Here is a 13,819-nt window from a genome sequence, read left to right on the forward strand (position 1 = left end):
CAAATCAATTAAAACTAATGACAAAAAAAGTTTACTTCCTGTCTACATGTGACACATGCAAGCGAATAATAAAGGAGCTGGGTATAGGTGATGAATTTGAGTATCAGGATATAAAACACGAAAAAATTACGGCCGCTCAACTGGAAGATATGAAATCCCTTGCTGGTTCTTATGAGTCATTGTTTAGCCGGGTAGCAAGAAAGTATAAAGAGCTTAATTTGAAGGAGATGAGTTTGAGTGAAGATGACTATAAACAATATATTCTGGATGAATACACATTTCTGAAACGACCTGTTTTTGTTATTGGCGATGAAATTTTTATTGGCAATTCAAAAAAGAATGTGGAAGCGATTAAGGCAGGTCTGAAATGAAATGAATGGAAATAAAAAACGGCTCGATCTCAATGAATCAGCCGTTTTATTTTTGGAATTGAGTTAAGTTATCAGCTTAGATGCTGGTATCCATATCAAATCGCTCAAGATAATCTGCCACCCGTCTTACCAGCATACCACCAAGGGAGCCGTCAACTACGCGGTGATCATAGCTGTGAGATAAGAACATTTTATGCCTTATTGCTATAGCATCTCCATTTGGAGTTTCTATAACAGCTGGTTTTTTAACAATTGCACCTAATGCCATTATGCCCACCTGAGGTTGCATAATGATTGGTGTGCCCATCACATTCCCAAAAGAACCTACATTTGAAATAGTGAAAGTGCCGCCAGATAGCTCATCCGGAGTAAGCTTGTTTTCACGGGCCCTTCTGGCAAGATCATTTACTTTCTTGGCGAGACCTGTAATATTATACTGATCAGCATTTCTAATTACCGGTACAATCAGGTTTCCTGAAGGCAGAGCCACCGCCATACCTATATTGATATCCCTTTTCTTTATAATGCGATCTCCATCAACCTGAACATTGATCATCGGGTAATCTTTGATCGCCTTGGCAACCGCTTCGATAAATATCGGAGTAAAGGTAAGGTTATCACCTTCTCTTTGTTTGAATTCGTTTTTCTTTCTGTTTCTCCAGAATACAATATTGGTTACATCGGCCTCAACAAAAGAAGTAACGTGAGGTGATATGCGTTTGGAGTCTACCATTCTTTCCGCGATCATTTTACGCATACGATCCATTTCAATGATCTCATCGCCGGCACTAATGGAGACGCTAACTTTTTGCGGAGGCCTTGAAGTAGTAGTTTCTGTTGTAGGTTGAGACTGGGATTGCGTTTGTGCAGGTTCAGACCCCCTTGTTTTGACGTAAGCAAGAATGTCATTTTTCGTAACTCTTCCTTCCTTACCGGAGCCGGGGACTCTGTCAAGTTCGGTCAAAGAGATACCCTCTTCTTTTGCAATGTTTTTAACAAGTGGTGAATAAAATCTATCGGAAACGGGTTCGGCCAGCTTTACAGCACCATTTGAAGAGTGAGATTCCGCGGTAACCGGTTCTGGTTTTGCCTGTTTTGGTTTCTCCTCCTTGGTAGTGGGTGTTCCCGAGGTGGATGCCTCATCACCGTCAGTTGAAATAATGGCAATAGGTTTACCAACTTCAATTACATCGCCATCCTTAGCTAAAATTTCTTTAAGCACACCGGCGTGAGTTGAGGGTACTTCGGTATCTACCTTGTCTGTAGCTACTTCAAGTACAGATTCATCCTGCTCTATGGTATCACCTTCTTGCTTTAACCATGTGAGCACGGTGGCTTCCATAATACTTTCGCCCATTTTGGGCATAATTAGTTCTACTAGTGCCATTTATCTTGTTAGGTTTCGACTTTCCGTCCTTAAAATTAACCGCAAATTTAGAATTTTACTGCTTTATCTCAATCGATTTCGATAAACTTATCCTGATAAGGTTTAATAAAGCTACAGCAGTAGCCTGTATATTGATTTCCCTGTCTTTCCATAACTGCAATTTACGGGTAATTGTTTGTTCTCCGTCGGCATAAGCAATCCAAACAGTACCGACCGGTTTCTCAGGCGTGCCACCATCAGGGCCTGCTATTCCACTTGTAGCAACACCGATGTCTGCATTAAACTTTTTTCTTACCAGGTTAGCCATTTCATATACGGTCTGCTCACTTACTGCACCATGGTCCAGTAATGTCTGCTCACTTACCCCTAAAATATCAATTTTTAAACTGTTGTGATAGGGGATGACAGAGCCTTGATAATATTTAGAACTGCCGGAGATGCTAGTAATTTTGTGAGATACATAGCCTCCGGTACAGCTTTCTGCCAAAGCAATCGTTTTATTTTGTTCCAAAAGCAGTCTGCCCACGACCTCTTCTATCTGGTCACTGTCATAGCCGTATATGTATTTACCGGCATACTGTCGTAAATCACCAATTAATCGATCAACCTGACTTTTTAATTCGTCAAGATTATCCCCAACTGCAGTGAGCCGGAGCTTTACCTGTCCCATGCTGGGCAGGTATGCCAGCTTAATATGATCAGGCAGATTGTTTTCCCAGTCCCTGATCATTTCGGCTAGCCACGATTCCCCAATTCCGATGGTTTTGATTATTTTATGGAATATTACATCCGTTTGAAAGATTTGTTGAAGCTGAGGAATAACTGTGTCAATCATCATTTTCTTCATTTCATGAGGTACACCAGGCATAGAAACGAAAACTTTTCCATTTCTTTCAAACCACATTCCCGGTGCGGTGCCGAGTTTATTGCTTACCATATCGCAGCATACAGGTAGTGCAGCTTGTAAGCGGTTGACCTCCGTTAATTCAAGCCCTTTGCTTGCAAAAAGATTAGAGACCTCCTGAAGCGCCGCTTCGTTCATAGTTATTTCGCAACCAAAATACTCTGCCAGGCAAGGTTTCGTAAGATCGTCATTTGTAGGGCCAAGACCACCTGTGATCAGTATGATATCGGCACGCTCCTCGGCCTCTTTAAATGCGACCAAAATGTCTTCTCTTGAATCACCTACTGTACTCTTCCGAATAGTTTTTATCCCAACTTTATCAAGTTCTGCACTCATCCATTGCGAATTTGTGTCCTGCAGTTGGCCATAAAGTATCTCATCTCCTATAGTCAGTATTTCAGCCTTCGATTTGCTCATAAAGTGTTTAACGGGTATTTACGTATTTGTTTGCTAAAGTAAGTAAAATGAGTCATGGAGTGAAATTGAGATTTCGTGGGCAATAAAAACAGAGATTAGTATTGCTGATCCCCGTTTTATTAGAAGGGATCTTTTCTTAAATTAGTTTGAAATTAATAAAAAATACATTGAAAAAAATACTGACTGTTGCATCTCTGGTGATTGTGTTGGCGGCTTGTACTACAACCCAGATTAATAAAACCATTGGTGATATTAACAAGGCCATTGGTGAAGAGTCACTGTCTACGGAGCAAGTTGTAGCGGGACTCAAGGAAGCTTTGATAAAGGGTATATCTACCGGATCTGCGGAAGCATCTAAAATTGATGGCTATTTTAAAAACCCCAAGATAAAGATACCTTTTCCTCCTGATGTGCAGCGTGTTGAAGAAAAGCTAAGACAGATAGGCTTGGGCAATGAAGTAGACAAGTTTGTGATGACCCTTAACAGGGGCGCTGAGGATGCAGCAAAAGAGGCAAAGCCAATTTTCATAAATGCAATAAAGTCAATGACCATCCAGGATGCCTGGGGAATATTGAAAGGGGACGATAATGCTGCAACCCAATACCTTATAAAGACTACCTCAGCACAATTAAAATCTAAGTTTAAGCCCGTAATTAAAAGCTCTCTCGATAAGGTAAATGCTACCAAATATTATGGAGATATAGTAACGACCTACAACAAAATTCCTTTTGTTGAAAAAGTAAATCCTGATCTGGATGATTACGCTACGGATAGGGCCATAGAGGGGCTTTTCTACCTTGTTGCCCAAGAGGAGGAAAAAATCCGCCAGGACCCTGTTGCAAGAACTACCGAATTGTTGAAAAAGGTTTTTGCAGCCCAGGATTAATTTATGAAAGTACTGAGCATGGTAGAAATCAATATGTGTATGATATCGAAATTTATATTATGGTTATATTTTTATCAATAATATTAATATAATATTATCTCGCTAAGTCGCCGTCTAATTTGCTTATTGTTCTGGTTTTTAGTACATTAATTATTGAATATATTGGTTTGCGTCAGGAATTGTAGCTTTGGTACAAGTGTCTTATTTTGAAAGATAAGACTTATAAAATAGTAACATACTGCTGATACTCTTACATGGAAGTAAATTATATAATAAAATTATTACATTTGCTTTTTTGCTAAGAAACCAACTAAAAACCATGAAAATTTACTTCTCCGAACCAACTAAAAAATCATTACTGGCTTTAATCTTACTTACTATAATGGCAGTTTCTTCTTCATGTAGTGATGATGATGGCGATGGCGGGCCAGCTCAGGCGACGATTACCGGTATTGACCCCGTTAAGGGTGAGGTAGGCGATGTTGTAACGATTAAAGGTACAAATTTCAGCACTACAGCGCCTGACAATATAGTAAGTTTCAATGGAGTACAAGCTTCTGTAACTTCATCGACTGCTACCGAAATTAAGACCACGGTACCTGTTAATGCTACAACTGGGAAAATAACAGTATCTGTTAATGAGTTGAATCCCGTAACAAGTTCTGTAAGCTTTGAAGTGTACAATTGCACTGAGTTGACGCTTACCCTTACTTCAGGAGGTTACAGCATCGAAACTGAAGTTAACGGAGGAACTGCTCCTTACGAATATGCTCTTGATGATGGCAGTTTTCAATCTGCCAGTAGTTTTGATGTAGATGCTATAGATCACTCAGTTAAGGTAAAAGATGCAAACGGATGTGAGGCTAGCGCTAACATTACGGCCGCAGTTCTGAAAACCTTCACTGACGATCGTGACGGACAAATATATAATGTAGTTAAAATGGGAGATCAGATATGGTTGGGAGAAAACTTTAACCTTAATACCAATGCTTCTGATTCAACATCATCATGGTGCCCTGAAGATGTGGCTGTTAACTGTGATACCCACGGCAGGCTATATACCTGGTACGTGGCTTCTGAAATGGCACCCGAAGGCTGGAAATTGCCATCTCAGGCCGATTGGGAGATGCTGATATCTACAGCAGGTGGTATGTCTACAGCAGGAAAATCCCTTAAAGAAGGATCTATGGGCTTACAAAGAGCAGGCAACAGGGAAGATAATGGTACCTTTGGTACATTAGGGGGCTATGGCAATTATTGGTCTTCAGAAGTTAATGTGAATGAGCAGACCGAAATGAGCAATTTTGAGATATCTTCTTCTGATGCCATTGATAATTATTTCCTTTCAGGAAAGATAGCTACCAGTGTTAGGCTAATTAAAGATTAAAATCATGGCAAAATTCTTACTGCTCATAAGCTTTTGTTTTTTATTCTCTGTGAAAGTTTTTTCCACCGCTCCTAAAGTGGATTCCACGGCAACAGAGCCTTTAGAGGGAACAAAAATACCTGTAAGGCACAATGAAATTGCCATACCTTATGATCAGTTTCTGAGAAACTTGGATGATAGCGCAATTAATGATAACAATGCCGATAATCTGATTTCTGTCACACTTAACGGGCAAGTTATTAATACAGGGTTTGATGTAACAATTAACCCGCCTAAAAGGAAATTTACAATTAGTTTTAATGATCTCCTCTCTCCAAATTCCAATTATAGCATAACTGTTGATTCGGTTGAAAATAACTCAAATGAGCCTAGTGGAATTTTTACGCTTAATTTTACTACCGGAGGTTTGTCAAGCATAGATAACATTACCGCTTCTAACAAGGTGTGTGTTGGAGGAACTGCTAATTTAGCTACCATTATTATTCGTGAAGGGTTTGAGGGAAATTTTTATGATGAAAACGGGCAAAATTCGCATCAGGATTTGAAGTTGACCCTGCCTAGTGGGTTCAGTTTTGATTCCGGCGGTGGTAGTATTACTGTTAACAATGGTAATGATTCGGATATTGTAGTTGATAATACTTCTTTTGGCTATGAAAATTTTGGTGGAGTTGATGTTCTGTTTATTGGTTTTGAACATGGCGATGTTTCAGGTGCTGACTATTTAGATATTATTAAACTATCAGGAATAAAAGTGAATGTTGCCGGTAATGTTGCTCCGGGTACCTATAATATTACTTTGGCTAATGTTGACTTCTCATACCCGGGTCTTTCTGTTAACGATGTGGTAGGTTTTATCACTGTTAGAGCTAATGAAACAGTAAGCCTAAGTCATAATGGTGCAGGAAATGCCTCATCAGTTACTATATGTGGCGGAGATGAAGTAATTTTTACTCCATCAGGAGGCACTGATCCATATAAATTTTACAAGGAAGGGAGTGCGACTGTACTGGGTACAGGAACAACATTTGCATCTTCAAGCCTGCAAGATGGTGATAAGATCTACGCCGTTTCTTCGGGTAGTAATACCACCTGTGTCGGAACCAGTGCCAGCATTACCGTTACGGTTACTTCAAGCACACCGCCTGTCATTACCCTGACTGATCTTGTGACTAATCAAACGAGTACCGTTCAGGACGGACAGACATTTGCTATCCCGGTTACTTCTGTCGGGATGGGACTTTCTGCCGATCAGACCGGCTCATTCTCAGGAATCGGAGTACAAAATGGTGATGAATTTCTAACAAATAATGTAGGCAAGAAACCCGGACTTTATGAAATAACTTTTTATAATGATCAACCTTGTAAACCTGATGTTGTATTTACCTTTGAGGTTTTTGATAACTCAAGAACTCAGATTTTAGGACTTCAAAATAATGGGATTTGCTATGATGCCGTTAATCTTATTCCGATTGGGTGGTTAGGAGAGGGTGTAGAGGGCGATTTAATGAGCATTACTTCAACACCAAATATTCTTACAGGAAGTTTGAATTCAGATTATAACGGAGGTCTTTCGAGTGGTTATTTCATTGACCCTGATATGGTTCGTAATGCCTTGCAAGTAGGGGAAGAAGTAGTAATGAATATAACCTACGAAGATAATAATGCAATTGTTCAGAGTGTTGAACAAACAATTGATGTACAGGGTATTCCGGATTTGGAAATTGTATTGGCGGGAGAGCTGCCTTTGGAAGAAAGCTATTGTGAAGATGCTTCTTCTATTAAAATCGTTGGTAACCCCCTAGGTACTAATGATGTGGTAAAGACTTTTAGTATTCTAGATCTTGATCAGCCTGCTCCTGATGTTAACAATGCAGTACCTTTAACAGACTTAACCTTCTTTTTTAACTCTGCTGATGCGCCTAACGGAACCCCTGCGGAAAACATCCTCACCTATAATAATGATAAAGGTTATGTTATTGTTTATGAGTATGTAAGTGAGTTTGGCTGTGTTGCTGAGATGACAGATACTATAAGGGTAGTGCCATTACCTGCGCCACTTTCAGCAGATCCATTACAGTTTGATTTTTGTATGGGAGATGATGTAGGTTTTATAAAGATTGACAAGCCCGATACAGTGGATATTACCTGGTATAATAGTCAGGGGTTCTTATTGGCAGTAGCCGATAGTCTTGATCCGGGGGTTAATACTTCATTTCCTGATGTCTTTGATTTTTCAGTAAGGCCCCGCAATGCGGATATTGGATGTATAGGTCCTGCGACGGCTGTTTCTATTCGTGTTGGAGAGTTTCCCCAGGCGAATTTTACTTTTTTCAGCAATTGCTCCGAGGATAACAGGGTGACCTTTAACAGCTCTAAATCATTGGGAGGCTCGGCACTTAGAGATAGTATTCAGAACGTTTATTGGAATTTTCATGATCCTGATAGTTTAGCTCAGGTAGATGGTCATCTTGTGAGTCACGAATTTCCCGGAGGAGGTGTCTATGAAGCTGCGCTGGTCGTGGAAACAGCACTCGGCTGTGCAGATACCTTAAGCCAGTTCGTATCGGTATATGAAATAATGGACGCAGCTGTTAATAATAAGGTTTATCTGGAAACATTCAATCTTGATGGTGGAGGCTGGATATCAACCAGGGAAAATGATAATGCAAATGGATTGGCAACCAATAGTAGTTGGCAGATCACCGAAATCAACAATAGCCCTGCATGGGTTACAGCCAACGATATCACAGGTGTATTCAATGATAATGAAGACTCATGGGTTGAAAGTCCGTGTTTTAACCTTGACATATGGGATAAGCCTAAAATCGATGTGGATATCAGGCATTTTACGGACAAGTTTGAGGGTACTACCTTGCAATATACTATAAGCGATAATGCGGTGGCCAGTGAGGAGGTTCAATGGCAGACACTAGGAGAAATAGAAGGAGGAATTAACTGGTTTAATTCTGCCGGTATAGCTGCATCGCCCGGAGGGCAAACCATTGGTTGGGAAGGGGGAACCGAAGAGTGGAAAAAAGCCCGGATTTCTTTAGATGCTGTAAAAGAAAAAGCTGGAGGTAAACCGGTAAGGTTTAGAATAGCATTTGCAAGTCTTCAACTTGGTGAGGGAAGAGAAAATAATTATGATGGGTTTGCTTTTGATAATTTTGCCATCAGGGAGAGAAACAGAATGATCGTTCTTGAACATTTCACCAACGTGGGAGCGGAGGGTAATGAAGCAGAAAATAACTACATAGATGATTTTGCCAATGCACGCCCTCTTGAATCAGTGAAAATTGAATACCATACCTCATATCCCGCTTCGGATCCGGTTTATTTGCTCAACAAGTCTGATCAAAGTGCGCATGCTCTTGAGTATGGTGTAAATGATGTTCCAAGAACTGTAATGGACGGTATATTTGGCGTGAAGTATAGAAACGACCCTTTCAGTGAAGACGAATGGGGAAAGGATGAGTATGCAAAACGGACCATTATTGATGCACCATTTAATTTGATTATTTCAGATACCGTAGTAACGGACGGTGCCAACCAGGGCAGGGAAGGGGAAGGCCTGAAAATTGATGTTGAAATTGTAAAGAATCCAACTGTTGATACCATTTTTTCTCCGCTTGTGCTGGAAATAGGCATACTACAAAAGAGTTTCGAAGCCAATGGAAGAACTTTTCATAATGTACTAAGAAAACTTTTGCCGGATGCTTCAGGGACATATATCTATAATGATTGGTTGCCAAATGATTTATCTCGTACAGAAACAGTTACTGAATATTGGAGCCCTGATTTTACTTATAATCCGACTGATACTTTCTTGATTGTTGCTTATGTTCATGACACCCATTTATCCCGGACACGAACAAAGGAGATTTATCAGGGTGCATACAAACAAATTAAAATAATGCCACCCAATGCTGCGGTTACCGGTATGAACGATAACCGGTATGATCAATTTAAGATTTATCCAAACCCTACCGAAGGTGATGTAATGCTTGTATTTGATCAGCCTTTAATTGAAGACGGGCCAATAAGAGTTTACTCGTCATCAGGTCTGTGCGTATACGATGGTCATATTGTGAAAGGAATGAAATCTTTTAAAATCCCGATGGGAGAGTATCCGGCTGGTCTTTACTTTGTTACCTTTTATGCACAAGGGCAAATGATCAGGCGCTCGGTTGTACATCGTTGAGGTATTATGAGGTAGGTTGGGGTTGCGAGGAAGGTGGCAGCAGGAACATACTACTCCTTCACGACCTTCCTGTAAAAAGTACGGCCCTTAGTCTGTACTTTGATGAGGTAAGTGCCATCAGGAAGCTCTTCGAGGTTTATTTGATTTTCATGCGTAGGTACTTTTATAAGCAATTGTCCCCCGGTGGTAAGCACTTCTATTTCTGCATCACCTCGATTGGATATGTTTACACGTCCGGTAGTGGGGTTAGGATATAGCTTGATCTGGCTGAATGGTTCATCATAAAAGCCACTTACTACCTCCAGGATAACCGGATGCGAAATGGAGTCCTGACAATCCATATTATCCTTTACATATAGCTCAAGCTTGTAATTGCCTGTTTGGGTTACTTTTATATCAGGCTCAGCTGCTAAGCTTACCGTGTCGCCTTCTATTACCCAGGCATATGATGTCGCTCCCGTACTGTTGTTTGTTATGATCGTTGAGCCTCCTTCCGGAATATAAACTGCACTAAATTCCGCTTTCAGTTTACTGACATTGACCTTTATTTCTGTGGCGGTACTTTCTTTCAGACTATCTATATTTGTTATGTATATTGAAGTATCTGATACAATCTGATCTAGTTTAATGGAGGAACCTTTATGCTGAAGCTCCATAAGCCCTGAGTCACTATAGAAATAGAATACCTGTCCGGAGTCAGGGGAGATGGTTACACTGCCTTCCTTGCAAATATCATGTATCTGGCTAGTCGGACTCGGACTTATTGTCGGTATAATTTCTTCTGTAAGAGAGTCGAGGCAGCTATTTAAATCTTCAGCTATAAGCATAACCTCAAAGGAACTGAGGTCGCTGTAGTTAAAACTTAAGTCGCCTCCCACTTTAGCCAGACTATTATCAACTAACCAATAGTACAAAGCCTCATTTTCACTTTTACTGGTGAAGTGCAACAAGTTTTTCTGGTTCAGATTAAGAGTATCTATGGAGTAGGTGAAGTCAGCTTTTACTTTACTTGTATAAATATTCACTTTTTTGGGGTTGCTTTCATACAGAGAGTCAACACTTGTAATATAAAATGCCGTATCCGAGTAAATATCCCCGGAAGAGAAGCTCGTTCCGCTAAATATTTCATTTGTAAGAAGGGCATCAGCGTATACCTTTAGCAGAGTAGCATTGGTGGCCGACAGGGTTACACTTTCACCTTTGCAGATATTTTGGTTATTGATGTTTGGTTTGTTGCTTTTGTAGGCCACTTTAAGATTCTTTGAAGTCATTTCTGTACACCCCAGATCATTAGTCGCAGTCAACTGAATAGTATAAGATCCTGTTTCGGGGAAATTCATTATTGGGTTTTTTACTGTAGCAGTATAACCATTATCAAAGTCCCACTGCCATGCAACAGCATCCTGGCTGTTATCCGTTATACTTACGGTCGTCTTTCCTGTTTCATCTAGTAATAGGGGGGAGGGTGATATTGAAAAGTCAGTATTTACAAGCTTTGGCGCAGCTATTACTCGTACCAAATCACCATCAAAGGCTTTATCTTTGTTAATGGCATAATAGGTCTGCGGAGTACTCACTATAGGGGTACTATAAGAAGTACCGGTGGTAAGCAGGTTACTCAGATTTATATCGCTATAGAATTCATATATATCACCTTGAGGTGGATCTATTATCGTTGAGGTATTAAGACAGGTATAGGCAGTGTAAAGCAGAGGAGGTGAGTTAAGGTACTCCTGATACTTGGCCTGGGCCTGAAGTACTGAATTTTGTAAGTCCGACAAAGAATTGCCGGCTACTACAGCGATTGCGACCTTCTCACTCTTATTAATATCAAGACTCGTGATGGTGCCACCTAACACATGAGACACATCATTGCCATTATTAACTACTCCTGCACTTGTATGGCCTATGCCTTGCGAGACCAGGCTATACTTTTTACTGTCAGTAATTGACGTTGATATATCCGCAATGTTACCATTAAAGTTTTTATTGTTAATGGCAAAGTATATAGGATCTTGATTGCTTAAAAGCGCCAGACCAGCGTATAATGTATCGCTTGCCGGATCTCTGACATATCCAAGGTTATGTGCGGCATCCCAGTCAGCCTTGTTAAAATCTTTACTGTTCAGATTCCAATCCGCAAAGATGGCCGTATGCAAATCCGACAAAGGACTGGTACCTGTATTAGTTATACGGTATTCCAGAATTTTGAAATTGTCTTCTGCAGGTGTTTCCCACGACAATGTTTTTTGCTCAACTATTATGTCAAGGTTGTCGGACTCATGCAAAAAGGTATTTCGTGCATCGAAATCAGCTACAGAATTATTGTAGAATTTAATGTTTTTATAAGCCGTAAAATCTTTTGAACGCTCATGAACGGCTAAAAATACCGGAGCGTTGTCAGCCACGGTAGTTGGACTCAAAGCATTGATAACCCCAATATTTTCAAGGATCTTAGTACCTTTAAAAGTGATTCCTACACCGTTAAGTTTTCCGTCTTTGTTATAACCAAGATTACCATTGCTACCTACCGTAATACCCAGGTTGCCTGAGTTTAGTGTGATATAATCAGGCGAACTTTTGATTTTAAAATATTGAAAATCAGTGTATGCACCATCATTAAAATCTACCCGGAAGTAAATATCCTGTTCCGGAGGTAGATTATTATGAAGCAGGACCATAAACGGAGAACCAGTATTTGTCTTAGTGCCTAAAGTCTGAATTGTACCAAGTTTAAATTCACCGTCCAGTATGGTCACATAAGGAGAAGGACTGGACAAAGTAGCTGTTGCAGAAGCGGTGGTTTTAGAAAGGTAGTTGGTCAGTTCAGTTGTGATTGTGAGCGTATCGCCATAAAATGCGTAGCTTCCGGATCCATTGTTGTAATCAAAACCGGTAATCCTTACAGAGGGTGAAAGATTATCAGTAAGTGCATTGAGCATATTTAGCCGGCCTTTTCCCATTTGTCCTGTAAAAGGTTGGTTGGCAGGCTTATCATAAATATTATCTGCTGTCACGCGAACACGCTCCATAATCTGCTGGGCCGTAAGATCAGGAAATCTTGCTCTTAAAAGTGCCAGTGTCCCTGCTACTAAAGGAGAAGAAAGAGAGGTTCCGAGACTGAAGCCATACGAATTACCTTTTCGGGAGCTGTAAACGTTCTGGCCGGGCGCCACAATATCAATATTATGGCTGTAGGTTGACCATGCAGGTTTTTCGTCAAAAATAGTTGTAGCACCAACAGATATCACATTATCGTATGAAGCCGGATAAAAGTCCAGAAAATCGTTCGTATTGCCTGCTGCAGCCACTATGGCAGCATTCTTTTCCAGTACGGCATAATTGATAATATCCTGACCAAATTGCGAGTATGAATTGGGGCTGCCCCATGAAAGGTTGATTACCTGACAGCCCAGATCCGCCGCCAGAGCTATAGCTTCATAGCCCTTGCTGAAAGATCCGAAACCACTAAGAAATATCTTTATAGGCATTAATCTCGACTTATAACCGGTGCCCGCAATTCCGGTTTCATTATTTGTGGTTGCGGATGAGAGCCCGCTGACCAGTAAGCCATGCTCGTCGGTATCCGATTCCGGAATGTTGTCATTATTTGCAATGTCCCAACCCTGGAAGTTATCGACCAGTCCGTCTCCATCGTCATCTACACCATTGATGGGGTCCTGATAATTGTAGCTTATATTGTCTTTAATGTCTTCATGGTTGAGTTCGGTACCCGTGTCCAGAACGGCAATCACTACCGTTGTATCACCTTGTTCTATAGTCCATGCATCATAAGCATTGATTACACTAAGATAAGTTTGTCTGCCTATACCCGGTTTGGCTTCCGGGTCGTTCGGGATAAGGAGTGGTCTATGATTAAAATATGGTTCAGCATATATAACTTCATCATATTTCAGTAAATCATTGATCACATCGATAACTTTTTGTCCGGGTTCAATAGTGATACGATAGATATTCGACAGTGGATGAGGTTTTTCTCCTGCTACTCTGGCGGTCGGACTGATGTCTCTAATATAAGAAAGCGCCGGTTCAATGCTGGTGATGCGGTTTTTTTCGAAAGCAGGGAGTGATTTCAATGAAGCTTCCCCACCTCTGGCACTGGCAATGGAGGAAGATTTTAGCCTGACAATAATAACAGAGGGATCATACTCCTGCTGGTCTGACAAAGTATATACTCTTTGCTGGCTGAAGGAGTAAAGTGAAACGAATAAGTATAAAAAAAATAGTATAAAATACTTCAATCT

7 protein-coding genes are annotated in these 13,819 nt (G+C 40.5%); 4 read left to right on the top strand and 3 right to left on the bottom strand.

The features are described from left to right. Positions 1–17: 17 nt before the first annotated feature. On the top strand, positions 18–371 hold the full coding sequence (locus tag LVD17_RS16020; protein ID WP_233760021.1) for an arsenate reductase family protein: 354 nt from the start codon (positions 18–20) through the stop codon (positions 369–371). A gap of 76 nt (positions 372–447) precedes the next feature. On the opposite strand, the gene LVD17_RS16025 is transcribed toward LVD17_RS16020, so the two are convergent. Together LVD17_RS16025 and LVD17_RS16030 are read right to left on the bottom strand one after the other, a co-directional pair. Then, entirely contained in the window at positions 448–1,758 is a 1,311-nt protein-coding gene (locus LVD17_RS16025) for a dihydrolipoamide acetyltransferase family protein (RefSeq protein ID WP_233760022.1), read from the bottom strand. A gap of 55 nt (positions 1,759–1,813) precedes the next feature. After that, positions 1,814–3,079: a competence/damage-inducible protein A gene (locus LVD17_RS16030; RefSeq protein WP_233760023.1), complete on the bottom strand. Its 1,266-nt coding sequence runs from the start codon at positions 3,077–3,079 to the stop codon at positions 1,814–1,816. Between the two features lie 167 nt (positions 3,080–3,246). On the opposite strand from LVD17_RS16030, the gene LVD17_RS16035 reads away from it, so the two are divergent. From LVD17_RS16035 to LVD17_RS16045, 3 genes are all read left to right on the top strand, one after another. Then, entirely contained in the window at positions 3,247–3,966 is a 720-nt protein-coding gene (locus tag LVD17_RS16035; RefSeq protein WP_233760024.1) for a DUF4197 domain-containing protein, read from the top strand. A gap of 319 nt (positions 3,967–4,285) precedes the next feature. Next, a complete protein-coding gene (locus LVD17_RS16040; protein ID WP_233760025.1) occupies positions 4,286–5,353 on the top strand; it encodes an FISUMP domain-containing protein in 1,068 nt (355 codons plus the stop codon). Positions 5,354–5,357: 4 nt separating this feature from the next. Beyond that, a complete protein-coding gene (locus LVD17_RS16045) occupies positions 5,358–9,554 on the top strand; it encodes a T9SS type A sorting domain-containing protein (protein WP_233760026.1) in 4,197 nt (1,398 codons plus the stop codon). Positions 9,555–9,604: 50 nt separating this feature from the next. On the opposite strand, the gene LVD17_RS16050 is transcribed toward LVD17_RS16045, so the two are convergent. Further along, positions 9,605–13,816 carry a S8 family serine peptidase gene (locus tag LVD17_RS16050; RefSeq protein ID WP_233760027.1) on the bottom strand — a complete coding sequence of 1,404 codons (4,212 nt, stop codon included), beginning with the start codon at positions 13,814–13,816 and terminating at the stop codon, positions 9,605–9,607. Between the last annotated feature and the right edge of the window lie 3 nt (positions 13,817–13,819).

Origin of the sequence: Fulvivirga ulvae (assembly GCF_021389975.1) — a bacterium.
GTDB lineage: Bacteria > Bacteroidota > Bacteroidia > Cytophagales > Cyclobacteriaceae > Fulvivirga > Fulvivirga ulvae.